General features: G+C 61.4%; 16 protein-coding genes. 10 read left to right on the forward strand and 6 right to left on the reverse strand.

The window, feature by feature from the left end; translation table 11 throughout:
- The first annotated feature begins 154 nt into the window (after positions 1-154).
- Together TK06_RS08700 and TK06_RS08705 are read left to right on the forward strand one after the other, a co-directional pair.
- Complete coding sequence (locus TK06_RS08700; protein WP_063321742.1) at positions 155-1,405, forward strand: MFS transporter; 1,251 nt, start codon at positions 155-157, stop codon at positions 1,403-1,405.
- Positions 1,406-1,736: 331 nt separating this feature from the next.
- On the forward strand, positions 1,737-2,375 hold the full coding sequence (locus tag TK06_RS08705) for a flagellar biosynthesis protein (RefSeq protein WP_063321743.1): 639 nt from the start codon (positions 1,737-1,739) through the stop codon (positions 2,373-2,375).
- Positions 2,376-2,565: 190 nt separating this feature from the next.
- Here the strand turns inward: TK06_RS08705 and TK06_RS08710 are convergent, their stop codons facing one another.
- From TK06_RS08710 to TK06_RS08725, 4 genes are all read right to left on the reverse strand, one after another.
- A complete protein-coding gene (locus tag TK06_RS08710; protein ID WP_063321744.1) occupies positions 2,566-3,240 on the reverse strand; it encodes a GntR family transcriptional regulator in 675 nt (224 codons plus the stop codon).
- A 160-nt stretch (positions 3,241-3,400) separates the two neighbouring features.
- A complete protein-coding gene (locus tag TK06_RS08715; RefSeq protein WP_063321745.1) occupies positions 3,401-4,684 on the reverse strand; it encodes an aspartate aminotransferase family protein in 1,284 nt (427 codons plus the stop codon).
- Positions 4,674-5,684 carry a transketolase family protein gene (locus TK06_RS08720; protein WP_063321746.1) on the reverse strand — a complete coding sequence of 337 codons (1,011 nt, stop codon included), beginning with the start codon at positions 5,682-5,684 and terminating at the stop codon, positions 4,674-4,676. Before TK06_RS08720 ends, TK06_RS08715 begins: the two co-directional genes overlap by 11 nt.
- A complete protein-coding gene (locus tag TK06_RS08725) occupies positions 5,681-6,565 on the reverse strand; it encodes a transketolase (RefSeq protein ID WP_063321747.1) in 885 nt (294 codons plus the stop codon). The genes TK06_RS08720 and TK06_RS08725 overlap by 4 nt, the downstream gene beginning before the upstream one ends.
- Before the next feature lie 187 nt (positions 6,566-6,752).
- Between TK06_RS08725 and TK06_RS08730 the strand changes: the two genes are divergently transcribed.
- From TK06_RS08730 to TK06_RS08755, 6 genes are all read left to right on the forward strand, one after another.
- The gene (locus TK06_RS08730) at positions 6,753-8,144 is read left to right on the forward strand and encodes an aminotransferase (RefSeq protein WP_086936605.1); all 1,392 of its coding nucleotides are present in this window, start codon (positions 6,753-6,755) and stop codon (positions 8,142-8,144) included.
- The gene (locus tag TK06_RS08735) at positions 8,144-9,250 is read left to right on the forward strand and encodes an ABC transporter ATP-binding protein (RefSeq protein WP_063321748.1); all 1,107 of its coding nucleotides are present in this window, start codon (positions 8,144-8,146) and stop codon (positions 9,248-9,250) included. The genes TK06_RS08730 and TK06_RS08735 overlap by 1 nt, the downstream gene beginning before the upstream one ends.
- 151 nt (positions 9,251-9,401) lie before the next feature.
- Positions 9,402-10,454 carry an ABC transporter substrate-binding protein gene (locus TK06_RS08740; protein WP_063321749.1) on the forward strand — a complete coding sequence of 351 codons (1,053 nt, stop codon included), beginning with the start codon at positions 9,402-9,404 and terminating at the stop codon, positions 10,452-10,454.
- Positions 10,455-10,597: 143 nt separating this feature from the next.
- Positions 10,598-11,779: an ABC transporter permease gene (locus TK06_RS08745; RefSeq protein ID WP_238992601.1), complete on the forward strand. Its 1,182-nt coding sequence runs from the start codon at positions 10,598-10,600 to the stop codon at positions 11,777-11,779.
- A gap of 12 nt (positions 11,780-11,791) precedes the next feature.
- A complete protein-coding gene (locus tag TK06_RS08750) occupies positions 11,792-12,610 on the forward strand; it encodes an ABC transporter permease (protein WP_063321751.1) in 819 nt (272 codons plus the stop codon).
- Positions 12,611-12,683: 73 nt separating this feature from the next.
- Positions 12,684-13,418 (forward strand): SDR family NAD(P)-dependent oxidoreductase, encoded by a 735-nt coding sequence (locus TK06_RS08755; protein ID WP_063321752.1) that lies wholly within the window; start codon positions 12,684-12,686, stop codon positions 13,416-13,418.
- 116 nt (positions 13,419-13,534) lie between these two features.
- Here the strand turns inward: TK06_RS08755 and TK06_RS08760 are convergent, their stop codons facing one another.
- Positions 13,535-14,701 carry an MFS transporter gene (locus TK06_RS08760; protein WP_063321753.1) on the reverse strand — a complete coding sequence of 389 codons (1,167 nt, stop codon included), beginning with the start codon at positions 14,699-14,701 and terminating at the stop codon, positions 13,535-13,537.
- A 94-nt stretch (positions 14,702-14,795) separates the two neighbouring features.
- Between TK06_RS08760 and TK06_RS08765 the strand changes: the two genes are divergently transcribed.
- Together TK06_RS08765 and TK06_RS08770 are read left to right on the forward strand one after the other, a co-directional pair.
- Entirely contained in the window at positions 14,796-15,689 is an 894-nt protein-coding gene (locus tag TK06_RS08765) for a LysR family transcriptional regulator (protein ID WP_063321754.1), read from the forward strand.
- A gap of 162 nt (positions 15,690-15,851) precedes the next feature.
- On the forward strand, positions 15,852-17,774 hold the full coding sequence (locus TK06_RS08770) for a sigma-54-dependent Fis family transcriptional regulator (protein ID WP_063321755.1): 1,923 nt from the start codon (positions 15,852-15,854) through the stop codon (positions 17,772-17,774).
- 64 nt (positions 17,775-17,838) lie between these two features.
- Here the strand turns inward: TK06_RS08770 and aldA are convergent, their stop codons facing one another.
- Positions 17,839-19,272 carry an aldehyde dehydrogenase gene (gene aldA, locus TK06_RS08775; protein ID WP_063321756.1) on the reverse strand — a complete coding sequence of 478 codons (1,434 nt, stop codon included), beginning with the start codon at positions 19,270-19,272 and terminating at the stop codon, positions 17,839-17,841.
- Between the last annotated feature and the right edge of the window lie 16 nt (positions 19,273-19,288).

Raw genomic sequence — 19,288 nt, forward strand, 5'->3', positions numbered from 1 at the left:
GCATGACTATGCTTTTTGAACAGACACGTAGCGGAGATCAGTCCCCATGACCAAATCCAGGAAGCAATCGTGCTCGACATCCATAGTTCGACGCACCTCGAATTGAGGAACCTGTCGATCCCATAGTCTGTGAGCCACCCTGGAGGAGATGGCGATGACACACACCCGTTTTTTTGGCAAAACCGTACTGGCCTGCACGTTCATCCTGGCGATGATCGGTTGGGGGATCGGCTTCTATGGCCCGCCGATTTATATGCAAGTGGTCATGGAGCGCACGGGTTGGCCGATCGCCCAGGTCTCGACTGCCGTGACCTTGCACTTTCTCAGCGGCACGCTTGTCATCGCCAACCTGCCACGCCTTTACGCACGCTTCGGGATACCCTTCATCACCCTGCTGGGCAGTGTCCTCCTGGGCATCGGCGTGAACATCTGGGCTCACGCCAACCAGTTATGGGTGCTGTATAGCGGCGCCCTCTGCTCGGGTATTGGCTGGGTGACATTGGGTGCCGCGGCCGTCAACACCCTGATCGCGCCGTGGTACGTCAAGGAAAGACCCAAGGCCCTGGGCAAGGCCTACAACGGCGCCAGCCTGGGTGGCGTGATCTTTTCGCCGCTGTGGGTGTTGCTGATCGAGCGTTTCGGCTTTGCCATGGCGGCGCTGGTGATCAGCATTGTCGCGGTGCTGCTCATAGGCGCCTTCGCTTTCCTGGTCTTCAACAAAAGCCCACAAAGCCTGGGGCAACATCCCGACAATGCAGACCAACCGGAACCCGTGCCGATCAGCGCCAGCGCCACGCCGTGGACCGCCAAGCAGACCCTCAGCTCGGCAAGTTTCCGCACCCTGGCAGCCGGCATGTCCTTGGGGCTGTTCGCCCAGATCGGCTTGATCGCGCACCTGTACTCGATCCTGGTGGGTCGCATGGGGGCGCATGAGGCCTCATTCGCCATGGGCCTGGCCACTGCCAGTGCGATGGGCGGGCGATACGTCGCCGCACGCTTGATGATCCAAGGCATGAACCGCCGACAACTGGCCTGCCTCGGTTATGCCATCCAGATGCTGGGCACGCTGATGCTTCTCGGCCTGGACCTTCACCCGACAGTGGCCTGGATAGCCGTGGTGTTGATCGGTTCGGGCATTGGCAATGCCACCTCCTTGCCGCCACTGATAGCCCAGACCGAGTTCAGCCGTGAACAAACCGCCAAGGTGATCGCCCTGATGGTCGCGATCAGTCAGGCCACCTACGCCTTCGCCCCGGCCTTTTTCGGCCTGGTACGCTCCGCCTTCACCGATCCGAATCACGCAATCGTCGCCGTCGTGACAGGAGCGGTCGTCGTGCAGGTGCTGGCCATTTTGTCGTTCTATCGGGGTGTATCCGCTCGCCCCTTCAAGAAAACCGTTTTCTGACTGCGGTTCTGACTCAATAAAGGGGAACGCACAACGTTCGCGTATTGCTCCAACAGCCAAGCCAAGTCTCGGTAACGGATCGCTAAATGATAGGCCCCGAGCCTGGCCGGCGCTGATCGCCGGATGATGAGCATATCAGGCAATCCGCCGGCCCCCGCGCTATCTGCGCAATACCACGCTACCCGGGCTTCATGAGCCCGCTTTGGATTGGGTGCAAGCCCGGTGCGCGGCATCGCTTCCCCAGGCATCGCGCAACGGTTAAGCTCCGTCGCCCCGAAAACGCCCGTATGAAGGCCGGGGCAAAAGGACAACCGAACCCTCAGGAGCCACCATGTCATCTTTCAAAGTCATCGCCACCGCCATCGCCCTCGCCTCACTCGTGGGGTGCGCCACCAGCCGCTCCGAGGTGGACATCGTCGGCCCTGCGCCGCAAGCCAGCACTTCCGGCCAAGGGCAGCAGGTGTATATCAGCGCAGTGGATGAGCGGGTGTTTCAGATCAAGCCTCGCAGCGCCGATATTCCTTCCTTGAAAAACGATGAGGAAGTGAACGATACCAGCGTCACCCAACGGGCCATCGGACGAAAGCGCAACGGTTATGGTAAAGGGCTGGGCGATGTAGTGCTGCCGTCCGGTCGTACCGTGTCGCAATTGGTGGGCAATGCGGTGGCGACAGCCTATCAGCAGGCCGGGTACCAAGTGGTGAACACCCCCACGCCGAGCGCCGCCAACGTGAACGTGCACATCATCGAATACTGGTCGTGGTTCTCTCCAGGTGCGTTCAGCGTGGCAGTGAATAACAAGGCTCACCTGAAAATCGAAACCCAGGGCGCAGCGCCACTGGACGTGGTTTCCGGCGCACGCGACAGCATGCAATTGGCCACCGACAGCGATTGGAAGAAGATCAACGAGCAGGGCCTCAGCGCCATCGTGACCGAGACGGCCAAACAACTGGGCAAGCCTAAGCCATAAGGCGACATTCAGTCCTGGGCGAGAGAATATCCACTCACCATGGCCGGCGCGTGACTGCCGGCCATCACCCAACTCGTCTTCGCCCACTACCTCGACGCGCAGGCCCTCACCCCCTCGCCCCCTCGCGCTCGGCCAAGCCCTCTACAACTTCTTCAACCTCCGCAAGCTCGCGAATCAGACATTGCTGGCCTCAAGCCGGCCGATCTTCGGTTTCGTCAATGAATTTCAGGATGCTGACGCCGCCGCGCAGGATGTCGTCGGCGATGGCCTTGCGAGCCTTCGATGGTTTTTTATCCCTGAGCGCATCCATCAGCACCAAGTGTTCGTCGGCACCAATGTAGGAGTTGTGGCCGTAGGTGTAGAACAGATTCAGGATCGGCCCCATGGAGACCCACAAACCCTCGATCTGGGCGGTGAGCATGTCCATGCCCGACAACCTGTAGAGCGTGAAGTGAAACTCGCGGTTGTGATGCATGGCCGCCAACCCGTCGTTCTTGCGATCGGCTTCCTCGAACAGCTTGTGCAGCTCCAGAAGCCTGGCCAGGTCGGCATCGGTCACATTGTGCGTGGCCATTTCGGCGGCCAGCCCTTCCAGCGCGATGCGAATGGTACGAACCTCCAGATACCGCGCCCGGGTCAATGCCGGCACCGTTGCAAACCGGCCAGAGCGAAGCTCCAGGCCGCGCTCGCTGACAAGCCGAAGGCAGGCCTCACGCACCGGTGTGACACTGGTCCCCAGTCGCTCCGCAAGATCCTGCATGACCAACCGTTCCCCTGGTTTGAAGTTTCCAGCGATCAGTCCTTCGCGAATCGAAAAGTACGCCCGAGCCGAAAGGTTGCCTTGCTCCAAGGGTTGAATCTGCACAGTTAGCTCCTGATATTGGCGGTCCCGGGAAGTGGCATGACGGTTTCCGCCCCCCTACGCGATAAGACGCCACTTATAACATATAGGCACTTGGGTGCCGACAATCGCCAGTACCGAAGGCAGGTGTCAGCCCGCCTTCGGTCAGTGACCGATAGCGCGGCTACACCAGCGCTTTCAAGACGTCCTCAATCACCCCAAGGGACTCATCCAGTATCTCCCGGGTGTGCGCGGTAGACAGGTACAGCCGCTTGAGTTGCATCGGCTGGAAGATATGACGCTTCTCGATCAGGCGCTGACGGAACGCCATATCGAGCGCGTCATCATTGCGCAGCAGATCGGTGTATTGGCAGTACGGTCCCTCGAAAAAATACAGCAGCCAGGCCGAACCATAACCTGCACTCTGTGCCGCAATGCCCAGGCGCTGAACGATGGCATCCAGTTGCGTGCGCATATAGTCACCGAGTTCGAACAACCGCTCGTAGGTCCCGGGGCGCGCCAGCTCTTCAAGGGTGGCCTGCACCGCTGCCAGCGTTGAAGGCGTGCCATTGCAGGTGCCGCCCATGAACACTCCTTTGGGGCCGGCCATGCCGATCAGGTGCATCAGCTCTCGCTTGCCCGCGATGAACCCTACGGGATAGCCGGACGAAGCGGCCTTGCCAAAGGTGGCCAGGTCCGGGGTCACGCCCACGATTGACTGATAGCCGCCCAATGCATGCCTGAAACCGGTAATCACCTCGTCGAAGATGAGCACGACGCCATGGGTACGCGTCAGGCTGCGCAGGTCCTTGAGGAAAGCATCCGTTGCGGCCACCGCCCCCATGTTGTGGGCGATGGGCTCGACGATGATGGCGGCCACCTCCCCCGGATGAGCCTTGAGGTACCGCTCGACCGCCTCTGCATCGTTGTAAGGCAGGACGGCGGTGTACTCGGCGGCCGCGTGCAAAATACCGTCGGACATCGGGTCGAACTGACCGATCTTGTCTCTGGCAGTCTGTCCGTTCATGGCGACGTAATCGTGCCAGCCATGATATCCGCCCTGGAACTTGATGATCCGTTTGCGCCCCGTGGCCGCACGGGCAAGCCGCAGGGCGTGATAGGTCGCCTCCGACCCGCTGTTGCAGAACGCAATCTGTTCGGCACAGGGAATGTACCGGACCAGCGTCTCGGCCACTTCGACTTCCAGATCGGTAATGCCTGCGCCCATCAGGTCCATGCGCTGCGCAACTTCAAAAACCCGGTCACGAATGGCCGGATGCCCGTGCCCCAACACGTGAGCGCCGAACCCGCAGTGAAAGTCAGTGTGGCGGTGACCATCGGCATCGAAGAGGTAGGCACCTTCGGCGCGCACGAACGCGTAGGGTTGTCCGAGCTTGCGGCTGGGACTCAGATGACCGCCTGGCAGCACTTTTTCCGCACGGGCATACCACGCTTGATTAGCCGACATGGTGCTGCCCCTTGCCTGAAAGAGTGGTCAACGCTTCGCGGGTGACCGCTTCGATGCCCGCCGCATCCAGCCGGTAATGCCTGTACAGGTGGGTCGGCGGAGCGATAAGGCTGTACTCGTCGTGGATACCATGGCGTACCAGACGTACACCGGCGCCCTCGTCGGCCAGCACTTCGGCCACGGCACCGCCCAGACCGCCAAGGACGTTGTGTTCCTCAACGGTGATCAGCAGATTCGTCCCGGTGGCAGCGTTCAAGATCGCCTCGCGGTCGATGGGCTTGAGGGTGTGCATGTCGATGACGCCGACCGCGATACCGCTGTCAGTCAACGCCTTGGCTGCTTCCAGGGTCGGGTGCAGCATGCTGCCGGTGGCAATCAAGGTGACGTCATGGCCGACCGAATGCACGATGGCTTTGCCAAACGTGAAGGTGACATCGTCTCGGTAGACAATGGGCTCCTGGCCGCGTCCGATACGGAAATAAATCGGCTGCGGATGATGAATCGACGCGCGAATGGCGGCCGCCAGTTGCGGACCGTCTGCCGGGGCGACCACGGTGAGGTCGGCGATGCTGCGCATGATCGCGATGTCCTCGGTGGCATGGTGCGAGGTGCCGTAAAAGCCGAGGCTGATGCCGGTGTGATGGCCGATCAGACGCACCGGCAACGCCGAGTAAGCCACATCCATACGAATCTGCTCACAGCACAACAGCGCCAGGAATGACGCAAAGGTGGCCACGAACGGCATGGTCCCGGTGGTGGCAATGCCGGCCGCGGCACTCACCATGTTCTGCTCGGCAATGCCAAACTGGATGAACAGCTCCGGATGCTTTTCGGCGAAGCGGTTCAGGCCGTTGGAATATTGCAGGTCGGCCGTCCCGACGGCGATCGGGTGGCCGTCGGCGACCAGGTCCAACAGCCCTTCCGACAGATAATCAAGCCCCGGATTGATGGCGTTCAGTTGGCGGTACTGCCAACTCTTGGGGTTGACCGGCGCACTCATTGAACACCTCCATTGGCTTTGATTTCTTCGATTGCCAGCACTTCATCTTCCGGCGCGAGCCAACCCAGGTGCCATCCGGGTTCGGTTTCCATGTACTCCACCCCCTTGCCTTTGGCGGTGATTGCAATCACACAGACCGGACGCTCCCGCGCAGGCTCGGCTTTCAACTCCCGAAACAACATCGCGACAGCGGCTACGTCATGGCCGTCCACCTCCCTGACATCCCAGCCAAAGGCTCGCCATTTATCGGCCAGAGGTTCGATACCCACCACGTCATCGACCTTGCCATCGAGCTGGTAGCCGTTGCGATCGACGATGGCGATCAGGTTGCCGGTCTTGTGGTGCGCGGCCGCCAATGCAGCTTCCCAGACCTGGCCCTCTTGCATCTCGCCATCGCCCAGCAGCACGTAGACGTCAAATACGTTGCCCCGCAGGCGCCCGCCCAGTGCCATGCCCAACCCGCCCGACAGGGCATGACCGATGGACCCCGAGCTGAAATCCACACCCGGCACCTTGCGCATGTCCGGGTGATCCCCCAGTGGACTGCCCAGCCGGGTGTAGTCATCGAGCCAGGCCTTGTCGAAGAAATCCCAGTCGGCCAGCAGCGGATAGAGCCCGACAGCGGCGTGGCCCTTGCCCATCAGAAACCGGTCGCGCCCGGTCCACTTCGGCTCGCCACGCTTGAGGCGCAGGGTGTCGTAGTACAGCGCGGAGAAAATCTCGGCACAGGAAAACACCGAGGTGTAGTGGCCGACCTTGGCGATGGAAATCAGCCGCACCGTCTCAAGGCGCACGAACAGTGCGCGCTCTTTCAGACGAGCGATCTGCTCGGGCGTCAACGGCGTTACGGGATCACGAACCGCAAGATTTGCAGCGGGCATGAGGGCACTCCTGAGTGGGTTGATCGAGGCCTGACGCGGCCTTCTTCTTACAACTTATAAGTTATATTTTGTAGAATCAAGCATCGATCGACGTTTTTATTTTTTCTCGCCGAGGGCTTGCGCGACATCCATTTCGATGCCAATCATATAAGTTATAAGTGATCAGTAACGCTCAACGAGGCTTTTCATGATGCAGGAAACCACCCCTCCCCTAACCGAACTGGCCCGCACGGACATGCGCTTCCACCTGCATTCGCAGACCAATCTGCGGGCGCACCAACAACACGGCCCGCTGGTTATCGAGCGAGGGTCAGGGATATACGTGACGGACGAACATGGCCGGGACTACATCGAAGGGATGTCGGGCCTATGGTGTGCCGGGCTTGGCTTTTCCAATCCCAGGCTGGTGCAAGCGGCGCAACGCCAGATGGCGGTGCTGCCCTACTACCACACCTTCAATCATCGCGTGCCGAACGTGGTCGCACAGTTGGCCGAGCGCATCGCCAGCCTGGTGCCGTTCGAAAAGCCAAAGGTGTTCTTTGCGTGCTCGGGCTCGGAAGCCAACGACTCGATGGTCAAGCTCGCCTGGGCGTACCACCGGGCTCGCGGTAATGACGGCAAGCGCAAGATCATTGCCCATCAGAAGGGTTTCCATGGCTCGACGGTAATGGGGGCCAGTTTGTCGGGGCTGCCCAACATGCATGCAGCGTTCGGCCTGCCGTTGGAAAACAGCGTACTGCATGTGCAATGCCCACACTTCTATCGCCATGGCATCGAGGGCGAAAGCGAAGCGCAGTTCACTGAACGCTTGCTGCGGGACCTGGAGCAGCGCATCGAAGCGGAAGGTGCCGACACCATCGCCGCGTTCATTTCGGAACCGGTGATGGGGGCCGGTGGTGTGATCGTGCCACCGCCCGGTTATTTCGTCGGCGTCCAGGCGCTGCTGAAAAAGCACGACATCCTGTTCCTCGCCGACGAGATCATCTGCGGGTTCGGCCGCACCGGTCGCTGGTTCGGCCACCAGACGCTTGGGTTTACCCCGGATATGATGGCCTGCGCCAAGAGCCTGTCATCGGGTTATCAGCCCATTTCCTGTGTAGTGGTTGCGGAAAATGTCTACCAGGTCATTGAAGAGCAGAGCCAGCAACTAGGTGGTTTTGGCCACGGCTTTACTTACTCGGGCCATCCGGTGGCAGCCGCCGTGGCCCTGGAAACCCTGACCCTCTATCAGGAAATGCACCTGCCGCAACGCACCGAAGAGCTTGGCCGTCTACTGCACCAGCAATTGGAACCGCTGCTCGCGCACCCGCTGATCGGCGAGGTTCGTGGCATTGGCCTGGTGGCTGGCCTGGAACTGGTCGTAGACAAACACACCCGTGCCCCTTTCCCCCGCGAAATCGCCATCGGCGTACAGGTCGAACGGGCAGCCCGTGAACAAGGGCTGATTGTGCGCAACATGGGTGATTCCATCGCCCTGGCGCCGCCTTTCATCATCAGCGCCGAGGAGATCGTCGAGCTGGTCGCCCGCCTGACACGCGCACTGGATGCCGTCGCCCTGGCCAACGGGTTGTCATTGTGATGAACGCCAAGGCCACTCGCCCTCAAACCACCCTGCCGTTGATCGAGTTCAACGGTGTTCAGAAAAGCTATGACGGCAAGACGCTGGTCATCAAGGATTTGAACCTGGCCATCAGCCGTGGCGAATTCCTGACCCTGTTGGGTGCCTCGGGCTCCGGTAAAACCACGACGCTGATGATGCTCGCCGGTTTCGAAACCCCGACCCGCGGCGAAATCCTCATGGGTGGCACGCCGATCCAGAAAAAACCGGCCCATCAGCGGGGCATGGGCATGGTGTTCCAGAACTACGCCCTGTTCCCCCACATGAGCGTCGAGGAAAACCTTGCCTACCCGCTGAAGATGCGTGGCCTGAATCGCTCGGACCTGCAAGCCAAGGTCAAGCGTGCCATCGACATGGTGCAACTGCACGGCATGCAGCAACGGCGCATCACCGAGCTTTCCGGAGGCCAGCAACAACGCGTGGCGCTGGCCAGGGCGATGGTCTTCGAACCGGAAGTCATTCTGATGGACGAGCCTCTGGGAGCGTTGGACAAGAACCTGCGCGAACACATGCAGTACGAGATCAAGCAACTGCACAAATCCCTGGGCGTCACCGTCGTCTACGTGACGCACGACCAGAGCGAAGCCCTGACGATGTCGGATCGGATCGCCGTCTTCCATGAGGGAGACATCGCTCAGATCGGCTCGCCGACTGCGCTGTACGAACACCCGGAAAACGCCTATGTCGCCAACTTCATCGGCGAGAACAACGTGCTGGTCGGCACCGTCCAACATCGCGACGGGCAGACCTGTGACGTGACCCTGGAAAACGGCCTGCACGTCACCGGCTCCGCTAAAGCGCTCAAGGGCCTGCGCCCCGAACGGGTTGAATTGGTCATCCGTCCGGAGAACATCCGCCTGGGCCCGGTGGCAAGCATGCCCTGGCAGGCCACGGTAATCGACAGCATCTACCTCGGAGACCATCTGCGGGTGCATCTGCGCCTTGGCCATCAGCAAGCGCTGATTGTGAAAGTCGCCAATAACGGTTTTTTCAAACAGCTGCGAACCGGCCAGGTGACCGGCTTTGACTGGAGTACCGACGACGCCCATCTATTCGAACTGAGCTGACCCACCGCTGCACCCGACAACGATAAGTCTCGACAACAATAACGATCCGAGAGGCAACCATGCACACCATCCCTAGCACCGTTTAGTTCGTGACTGCCCGTTTGTGAACCTTTGCTTCCTTTTACATCCTCAAACAGCAGGAGGGACCAACATGTCCTCGATATTCCGTCGCACCGCACTGGTCTGTTCGATTTGCGCCGCCACCCTACTTGCCAGCCACGCCGCCCTGGCCCGTGACCTGACCGTCGTCGGCTTTGGGGGCGCCACCCAGGAAGCCTTCGACAAGGCCTACTTCAAGCCCTACGCCGCACTCAGCGGCAAGCCGGTGGTGCAAGACACCTACGACGGCGGCATCGCCAAGCAGAAAGCCATGGTCCAGGCTGGCAACCCCACCTGGGACGTGGTCCAGATGGACGAGAACGAAATGACCCTGGCCTGCGAGCAAGGCCTGCTGGAGCCCCTCGATCACAGCAAGCTGAGCAGCGCCGCCGACATCCCGCCAGACAAGTTCGCTCCGTGCGGGGTCGGCGCCATCGTCTGGTCGGAAGTCATGACCTATGACAACAAGAAATTCGCCAACGAGGGTCCGAAAACCTGGACCGACTTCTGGAACGTGAAGAAATGGCCCGGCAAGCGCGGCCTGCGCAAACAGGCACGCATGACCCTGGAAATCGCCCTCATGGCCGACGGCGTCAAGCCTGCCGATGTCTACACGGTACTGGCGACCAAGGCCGGACAGGATCGAGCCTTCGCCAAGCTGGATGAAATCAAGCCCTACATCCAGTGGTGGGAAACCGGCGCTCAACCCCTTGAATGGTTGTCCTCAGGCAGCGTTGCGGTCACAGCCGCCTACAACGGTCGCATCGCCATCGCCAACCAACAGGGCGCGCATTTTCCACTGATCTGGAACCAGCAGCTCTACAGCATGGATTACTGGACCATCATCAAGGGCACGCCGAACCTTGCCGACAGCTACGCACTCCTCGACTACATGCTCAGCCCCAAAGCCCAGGGCGCCTTCACCCAAGCCATTCCCTACGGCATCGTCAACAGCAAAGCCCAGGCCGCACTGGACAAGCAGACGCTGAGCAACCTGCCCACGGCCCCCGCCAACCTGGAAAACGCCCTTCTGCTCGACACACCGTTCTGGGTCAACTACGAGGAAGACCTGATGGCGCGCTTTACCAACTGGGCGGCGAAGTAAGTCCAGCCCTTGCCTGAATGGCGGCTTCGTTCACGCGAAGCCGCTGATATCGAATTCCGAGGTCAGTCGATATGTCCGCCCCTGCGCTGGATTCACTAGCAAGCGCTCATCAGAAGTCGAGCAGACAAAAACGTCTCGTCTCTGTGCTGCTGTTGTTACCCCTGTTGATCTACACCGCTGTCTTCTTCGTTCTTCCCATCGGCATGATGCTGTATCGCGCCGTCAGTAACCCGGAGCTGATCCAGGCCTTCCCTCGCACGGTCCAGGTACTGGAGCAGCAACCCCCCAGCGATGCTCAAGGCCTGCCGGGCGATGCGGTGTTCGAGGCGATCGAGCAGGACTTTATCCACGTCGAGAATATGGGCGTCATGGGTGAAGCGGCACGGCGCATGAACTACGAAAACAGTGGTTACCGTTTCCTGATTACAGCCACTGCCCGCCGTTACCAGTGGCCCGCCAAACAGCAACCCGTCAGCGGTGAGTCATCGCGTGCGCGCCTGACCGCCATCGACCCACGCTGGTCCACGCCAGAGCTTTGGCAGGCGTTCGAACGGGCGTCACCGGCCTACACGTCCTATTACCTGCTCAGCGCCCTTGATCTTGAGCGAACAGCCCACGGCATCCAGCGCGTGGCCCCGGACAAACGGGTCTATCTGGACCTTACCTTCAAGACGTTGAAGATAGCCTTTGTCGTCTCCGTCTTGTGCCTGCTGCTGGGCTTTCCCTTCGCCGTGTTGCTGGTAAAAGCTTCCCGCCCCTTTCAGATGCTGTTGATCCTGGCGGTGATGCTGCCCTTCTGGACGTCGCTACTGGCGCGGACCACAGCCTGGATCGTGGTGCTGCAAGAGAAAGGTATCGTCAACACCCTTCTGCTGAAACTGGGGCTGATCGAGCAACCGTTGCCAATGATCTTCGATGCCCTGGGGGTCTACATCGTCATGGTCCATATCCTGCTGCCCTTCACCGTGCTGCCGTTGTACAGCGTCATGAAAGGCATTCCGGCCCACTACATGCGCGCCTCGCAATCCCTCGGTGCTCATCCGGTTCGCGGCTTCCTGCACGTGTACCTGCCCATGACGCTCACAGGTATCGGCTCCGGCACGCTGCTGACATTCATCGTCGCGGCTGGCTACTACGTCACGCCCACTCTGGTAGGCAGCGCACGGGAACAGATGCTCGGCTATTTCATCGCCTTCTACACCAACACCACAGTCAACTGGGGCATGGCCTCGGCACTGGGCCTGGTGCTGATCCTCTGCGTCATGGCGATCTACCTGGTCGCTGCACGGTTGGTGGGCATTCGCCAGATCGCCGGACTCAAATAATCGGGAAAACCTATGAATCATTTCACCTTGTGTTTCGTTGGTCGCCATCTGATGCGCCTGTTCGGGATCGTCATGATCGTATTCATGATCGCGCCTTTGCTGGCCGTGGTGCCTATATCGTTCAGCAGCGGCACATTCCTGTCCTATCCCCTGCCGGGGCTATCCTTGCGCTGGTATGAGAAGGTCTTCAGTGCTGGCCCCTGGCTTCAGGCGTTGCGCAACAGCCTGTTGGTCGGTTGTGCCGCGACGCTGTTGGCCACGCTGCTGGGGACACTCGCGGCGCTGGCATTCGCCCGACGCAACCTGCCCGGCGCCACCCACGTATTGGCGCTGCTGATTTCGCCAATGATCATTCCACCGGTGATTTCCGGGCTGGGCATGTATTTTCTGTTTGGACAGTTGGGCCTGACAGGCACTCTGACCGGGATGATCCTGGCCCATACGGTACTGGCGACCCCCTTCGTCCTGATCAACGTCGCCGCCAGCCTGCAAGGCCTGGACATGAGTCTGCTCAGGGCCGCGGCAATGTCAGGGGCATCGCCCGTGCGCGCGTTCATCGATGTCGGCCTGCCGATCATTGCACCGGGGGTGATCTCGGGGGCGCTGTTTGCCTTCATGACGTCTTTCGACGAAATCGTTGTCGTGCTGTTCATCGGCGGCCCCGGCCAACGCACGCTGCCACGGCAAATGTTCGACGGCATCCGTGACACCATCGATCCATCGATTGTCGCGATGTCATCGTTCCTGCTGGTCGTGGGCCTAGCTGGCCTGCTGACCACGACCTGGCTCTCGATGCGCTCAAGCAGAACATTGAATCAATCGGTAGCCTGATATCCAGCGGCCACGAACGCTTTCACAGCAGCCGGCCTGGCATGAGCCGGCAATACCTTCAGGAGCAACATCCATGTACATCGTCACAGGCGGGACCCAGGGCATCGGCGCCGCAACCGTGGAAAAACTGGCCAGCCTCGGCCATCCGGTGGTATTCACCGGACGCGACCAGTCGGCAGGCACCCAGTTGGCCGCAAGCCTGCCCAACTGCACCTTCGTCGCGGGCGACGTATCGAATGAAGACGAGTGCCGCAACGTCGTAGCAACAGCGCTGCAATTGGGCAACGGCAAGCTGGCGGGGCTGGTCAACAACGCAGGCATGTCGGGGCGCAAAGCGTTCATTGAGACCACCCAACAGGAGTGGGACACGCTATTCGCCGTCAATACCCGCTCGGTCTTTTTCTACACCAAACACGCGTTGCCGGGTCTGATCGCAGGCCGGGGCGCTGTCGTGAACGTCTCCTCCATCGCTGGAAAGACCGGAGAGCAAGGGCTTGCCACCTACTGCGCGAGCAAGGCCGCCCTTCTCGGCCTGACCCAGGCGCTGGCCCTGGAATACGGTGGGCAGGTGCGTTTCAACGCGGTCTGCCCCGGACAGATCGCCACGCGCATGATGGATAAAATCGTCAATGACGAAGCCCGGCTATCAGCACTGACAGCCAGGATTCCGGAAGGACGCCTGGCGTCCGCCAGGGAAGTCGCGGAGGCCATCTGCTGGTTGCTTTCACCGGGCGCAAGCTATGTCAACGGTACGACCCTCACGGTCGATGGCGGTGAAACAGCCGGCTTGCTCTCGCCTGAATCCTGATCGTTTCCAGCCCCCCTCCTTAGTGACGGTCGATGCCAGACCGTCGCTGTTTGGCCGCACGCTGGCGAAGCAGGCGCGTGAGGCGACGGGGACTAACAGTCCCCCTCACAGCATCGTCACGCAACCGCCGTTGCAGCCGCTCTGGAACGCCAGGCAAAAGCCAACACCATCAGCAGCCCCAGACCCGCCATCGCCGCTCCGGCCAGGGAAATCGCCGGATAACCCAACCCGGCATTGATCACCGCTCCGCCCAGCGCCGCACCTATCGCGTTGCCGAGATTGAAGGCACCGATGTTCACCGCCGAGGCCAGATTGGGCGCGTCCTTGGCGGCTTCCATGACGCGCATCTGTAGCGGCGGCACCAGGGCGAAACTGGCGATACCCCATATCAGGATGGCCACGGCGGCCGGCAGTGGCCAACGCATCAGCGCGGTGAACGCCAGCAAGACGAGAATCAGCACGCTCAGCGAAACGATCAGGGTGCGGTCTATCGAGCGGTCGGCGGCCTTGCCACCCCACATGTTGCCCAGCGTCAATCCCACACCGAACAGCACCAGCATGGCGGTGATGTAAGCGGTGGATGCGTGGGTCTCGTTGCTGAGGATCGGTGCGATGTAAGTGAAGACGGTAAACATTGCCCCCGAGCCGACGACGGTCAGGGCCAACGCCCCCAGCACCGGGCCACGGCCCAGCACCCGAATTTCAGCCAGCACACCGACGCCTTGCGGCATTTGCAGGTTGGGCAAGGCGAACCACAACGCGGCCATGGTAAGCCCGCCGAGGCCGGTGATACCCCAGAATGCAGTGCGCCAGCCGAACAGTTCACCAAACCAGGTGGCCAGCGGCACGCCGCCGATGGTCGCCAGGGTCAGGCCCATGAACATGGCCGCCACCGCCCCGGCACGTTTCTCCGGAGCGACCACGCTGGCGGCGACGATGGAGCCAACGCCAAAGAACGCACCGTGGTTCAGTGAGGTCACCACCCTGGCGACCATGAGGCTGTAGTAATCGGTCGCCAGGGCTGACATCAGATTACCCAGGGTGAAAATCGCCATGAGCCCGATCAGCAGATAGCGCCGGGGGATCCTGCCGGTGGTCAGGGTCATCAACGGCGCGCCGAGCAGTACGCCCAGGGCGTAGGCACTGACCAACAGACCGGCGGCGGGAATGGAAACGCCGAGGTCCGCAGCGATGCCCGGCAACATGCCCATGGGGGCGAACTCGGTCACGCCGATGCCAAAGGCACCAATGGCGAGTGCAACAAGTGGTGGATTGATACGCATGGAAGGCTCCTCATCTATGCTGCGAATGCTACGATCCCGTCTTTTCAGGCGGTAGATAACATTTCTGGCAATCACCTTTGCGCAAGAGGCACAAATGGACTTCAACGGCAGATCAGGTGAAATGAGCGTGTTCGCCACCGTGGCGCAGGAAGGCAGCCTGTCAGCCGCCGCGCGTGCATTGGGGCTGACACCCTCGGCGGTCAGTCGGATCATCGCGCGTACCGAACAACGCCTGGGTACCCGCCTGCTGTTGCGCACCACCCGAGCGATCACCTTCACCGCCGAGGGCGAGGCGTTCCTGCGCGGCGCCCGGCGTATCCTGGCCGACATGGACGAGGTCGAAGAAGCCATCGCCGACCAGGGCGTACCCAGGGGCCGATTGCTGGTCAGCGCCGCCCTTGGCCATGGGCGGCAGGCCATCGTTCCCTTGGTGGCGGCATTCAGCGCCCGCTACCCGAACATCGTCGTCGACCTCACCCTGGGCGACGAAGTGGTCGACATTCTCGGTGGCCAGGCCGACGTGGCGGTGCGCTTCGGCCATCTGCCGGACAGCCCGCTGACCGCGCGCAGGATCGGCGACACCGGCCAGGTCGTGGTGGCATCGCCCGACTATCTGCAGCGCCATGGCACCCCGGTGGAACCGGAGGACCTGCTACGGCACAACTGCCTACGCTTCAACTTTCGGCGCGCCGAACCCAACTGGCCATTCATCCGCGACGGACGAGAGTTCTCCCTGAAGGTCAGCGGCAACATCGAATGCAGCAGTGGTGAAGCGTTGGCACAATTCGCGCGAGTCGGTGCCGGCATTGCCCGTATCGGCGAGTTCACCGTGAGCGAGGACCTGCAGCGCGGCGACCTGATACCGCTGCTGGAAGCCTGGAACCCAGGCGACCGAGAGCCGATCCATGCGGTGTTCGTGGGGGGCTCGGCAATGCCGGCGCGGGTGCGGCTGTTCGTGGATTTCTTGCTGGAGCATCACCGGATGTAAGCGGTGGCGTCACTCAATCCTTCCGGGTGCTTGAGATGTGGCCTGGCATAGCGTCAACCGCGAACAGGGACTATCTTAAAGCCCTGACGGCCGTGGCTCGTCGCACCTATAACAATAACGCCGTGCCCGCCCTCTGAAGCGGCACGCTACACGGAGCCTCCCATGACTCGGCATAGCGCGCAGCCCCATCCGAGCGAACTCGCTGCCTTCGTCAACGAGCATTTCCCTGAGCGGCGAATCAGGCCGGACCGGGTGATTGCCCAGTCCTGGTATCGCAGCGTCATAAAACATCGACTCGATCCCTCCTCGTCCGCGCGCCTGGATGTTCTTTGCGCCGAAGACATCCGCCAGCATCAGCAACGACACCAGCAGTACCTCGATATCGCCAGCCAGGGCGTCAGCGGTTTGGCCCGGCGCGTGGTACCGGCCGGCTTCGCGGTGTTGCTCAGCGATGAACACGGCATCACCCTCGATGCCCGCCTGCCCGACCAGCCTGTTCCTTATGTCCGCTCGGGCTTGGTGGTCGGGGCGCGCTGGGACGAGTCCATCGCCGGCACCAACGGCATTGGCACCACGTTGGCTGCGGCCGAGCCTTTGATCATCCACCGCGAGGAGCACTTCCTCACCTCGAATGCTCGCCTGAGCTGTTCCGTTGCGCCGATTTTCAACGCCCAGGGCCTGTTGCAGGGTTGCTTGAACGCTACTTGCCTGAACAGCAATGGACCCAAGGAAAGCCAATACCTGACCCTGCAGTTGGTGATCCTGTATGCCCGCTTGATCGAGAACGCACACTTTCGCCAAAACTACCGCGATCGGCTGACCCTATCGCTCAAGCCCATCGACGAGATTGCCGATCTCGCCAACGAGCAATTGCTGGCGCTGGATGACAGTGGTCGAGTGATCGGTGCCAATCACGCGGCCTTTGTTGCCCATGACCAGGCCCATGGCCCACATCTGCTGGGCGGCCCTATCGAGCAACTGCTGCCCATGGGCGTCAACGAGCTACTGCGCCTGACCAACGGCGGCGCCCGCGGCCTGCGCCTGCGTGCGCGGCATGACGAAGCGCTGCTGGACCTGAGCCTGCGCATCCCCTCGAGCGATCACCGTCTGGCGCCAGCGCCGGCCAAGGCACAGCGGCCCCGCCACCCCGATCTGGAGCAACTGGCCGGTGATGACCCGACGCTACAGCAGGCCGTGCGCCGCTTGCACAAGGTCATCGACAAAGACATCGCCATCCTGATCACCGGCGAGACAGGCACTGGCAAAGAGGCTTTTGCGCGAGCCATTCACCAGGCCAGCGCGCGTCGGGACGAGCCCTTTATCGCACTCAACTGCGCGGCAATCCCCGAGAGCCTGATCGAGAGTGAACTGTTCGGCTACCGTGGCGGTAGCTTCACCGGTGCCGATAAAAAAGGCATGAAGGGCAAGCTGGAACTGGCCAATGGCGGCACGCTGTTTCTCGATGAAATCGGCGATATGCCAGCCCATCTGCAAACCCGTCTGCTACGCGTACTGGCCGAACGGGAGATCAGCCCCATCGGTGCTCCAATGCCGGTATCACTGGACATCCAGGTGATTTGCGCCACGCACCAAGACCTGCAAGGTATGTTGCGCGACAAACACTTTCGCGAGGATCTGTTCTATCGCCTCAACGGCATGAACCTCAGTCTACCGCCCTTGCGCGAACGCAGTGACCGCGCGCAACTGATCCAGCGTCTGCTCGACAGCCAAGCCGAAGCCAAGGGTGTGCAGCTCACCGCCCAGGCCCGCCAATGCCTGCTGGAGGCGTCCTGGCCCGGCAATATCCGCCAACTGATCAATGCCCTGCGCTACGCGGTGGCGATGGCCGAGGACGGCAATGTCGATGTCGACTGCCTCCCCGCCGAACTGCTGCAGGGCGACGCGTATGCCCGGCTGGCCAGCCCGTCCGTGGGCAGCGAACCACCCGCGTCGAATCTGCTGGAGATCTTGCGCCGGCATCGGTGGAACATCAGCGCGGCAGCCGCCGAGTTGGGGGTCGCTCGCTCGACGCTCTATCGACAGATGAAAAAGCAACGTTTGGTGCAACCCAACGACCGTCTCTGATCCCCTATGCAAAACGCCCAGACCGTCAATCCGGCCTGGGCGCTTTTTGATGGCGGTGGAACTGTCACGCCTGGATGTACACCACATGGGTATGGGTGTACTCGTACAACCCGTGCTTGCCATCGGCGCCGCCAATGCCTGACTTGCGCGTCCCGGCGTGGAATCCCTGCATGGCTTCGAAGTTCTCGCGGTTGATATAGGTCTCACCGAAATCCAGCAAGCGGGTTGCCTGCATGGCAGCGCTCAGGCTCGCGGTGTAGATCGACGAGGTCAGGCCATATTCGCTGTCATTGGCCAGCGCAATCGCCTCATCGAGGTCATCGACAATCTGGATCGGCAGCACCGGACCAAAGATCTCCTTGCGCATGATTTCCATCTTCGCGGAACACCCGGCCAAAACGGTTGGCTGGTAGTGGAAACCCTGGCCCAGATCGGCCACCGCGCCGCCGGTAATAATCTGCGCACCCTGCCCGCTCGCGGTCCGAACCATTTGCGCCACCTTGTCGAGTGCCGCGCGATTGATCAGCGGCCCCATGTCCAACCCATGTTCGGCCAGAGGGTCGCCATACCGGGTGGCCGCCATGGACGCCGCAATACCGTCGATAAACGCATCGGCCACCTTGCGCTCGACGTAAACTCGCTCGGCGCAGTTGCACACTTGCCCGGTATTGATCACCCGCGAGGCCGTAATGGCCCTGATCGCCAGGTCCAGGTCAGCGTCAGCCAGAACAATGGCGGGGGCCTTGCCGCCCAGTTCCAGATTGAGTTTCGTGATATTCGGTGCCGCAGCGGCCATGATCCGCGAACCGGTGCCGACGCTGCCGGTAAAGCTGATCAGGTCGATGCCCGGGTGACCGCTCAGTGCATGGCCGACCGTTGCGCCAGTGCCGCAAACCACGTTGAAGACGCCAGCGGGCAGATCGGTCTCGGCCACCAGGCGAGCGAACTCGAAGCAGTTGATCGGCGTTTCTTCACTCGGCTTGATGACGATGGTATTGCCGGTCAACAGCGCTGGCGCCATCTTGCGGGCGATCAGGAAGAACGGGAAATTCCACGGCAAAATCCCAGCGACCACGCCGAGGGGTTTGCGCAGCAAAAAGATGCTCTCGCCGGCCCGGTCGCTGCTCAGCACTTCGCCTTCCAGGCGCCGCGCCCACTCGGCCATGTAGTCGAGGTAGTCGGCCGTGAAATTCACTTCGACCCGCGCCAACTCCAGGACCTTGCCCTGTTCGGCAGTAATGGTCCGAGCCAAGCGCTCGCCGTGCTCGCGCACCTTGCTGGCAATTTTGCGCAGATAGCCCGCACGCTCAATAGCCGGGCGGGCAGCCCAGGCCCTTTGGGCTTGGCGCGCGGCTGCAATGGCCTGCTCGACTTCGGCGGTGCTGCCTTGGGGCACGCGCCCAAGCAACTGGCCGTTGGCCGGGTTATGGACCTCAAGATGCTCGTCGCTGGCGACAAAGGCATTGGCGATGTAGTTCTGGTAGATGATGTGACTCATATCCGCGTCTCTCCTG

Origin of the sequence: Pseudomonas fluorescens (assembly GCF_001623525.1) — a bacterium.
Taxonomy (GTDB): domain Bacteria; phylum Pseudomonadota; class Gammaproteobacteria; order Pseudomonadales; family Pseudomonadaceae; genus Aquipseudomonas; species Aquipseudomonas fluorescens_Q.

Bases quoted from the DNA above. Each gene is read 5' to 3' on its own strand.
- TK06_RS08725 (WP_063321747.1), bottom strand. From the start codon at position 6,565: ATGCCCGCTGCAAATCTTGCGGTTCGTGATCCCGTAACGCCGTTGACG.
- TK06_RS08720 (WP_063321746.1), bottom strand. From the start codon at position 5,684: ATGAGTGCGCCGGTCAACCCCAAGAGTTGGCAGTACCGCCAACTGAAC.
- aldA (WP_063321756.1), bottom strand. From the start codon at position 19,272: ATGAGTCACATCATCTACCAGAACTACATCGCCAATGCCTTTGTCGCC.
- TK06_RS08700 (WP_063321742.1), top strand. From the start codon at position 155: ATGACACACACCCGTTTTTTTGGCAAAACCGTACTGGCCTGCACGTTC.
- TK06_RS08755 (WP_063321752.1), top strand. From the start codon at position 12,684: ATGTACATCGTCACAGGCGGGACCCAGGGCATCGGCGCCGCAACCGTG.
- TK06_RS08730 (WP_086936605.1), top strand. From the start codon at position 6,753: ATGATGCAGGAAACCACCCCTCCCCTAACCGAACTGGCCCGCACGGAC.
- TK06_RS08740 (WP_063321749.1), top strand. From the start codon at position 9,402: ATGTCCTCGATATTCCGTCGCACCGCACTGGTCTGTTCGATTTGCGCC.
- TK06_RS08750 (WP_063321751.1), top strand. From the start codon at position 11,792: ATGAATCATTTCACCTTGTGTTTCGTTGGTCGCCATCTGATGCGCCTG.
- TK06_RS08765 (WP_063321754.1), top strand. From the start codon at position 14,796: ATGGACTTCAACGGCAGATCAGGTGAAATGAGCGTGTTCGCCACCGTG.
- TK06_RS08760 (WP_063321753.1), bottom strand. From the start codon at position 14,701: ATGCGTATCAATCCACCACTTGTTGCACTCGCCATTGGTGCCTTTGGC.
- TK06_RS08705 (WP_063321743.1), top strand. From the start codon at position 1,737: ATGTCATCTTTCAAAGTCATCGCCACCGCCATCGCCCTCGCCTCACTC.
- TK06_RS08770 (WP_063321755.1), top strand. From the start codon at position 15,852: ATGACTCGGCATAGCGCGCAGCCCCATCCGAGCGAACTCGCTGCCTTC.
- TK06_RS08735 (WP_063321748.1), top strand. From the start codon at position 8,144: ATGAACGCCAAGGCCACTCGCCCTCAAACCACCCTGCCGTTGATCGAG.
- TK06_RS08715 (WP_063321745.1), bottom strand. From the start codon at position 4,684: ATGTCGGCTAATCAAGCGTGGTATGCCCGTGCGGAAAAAGTGCTGCCA.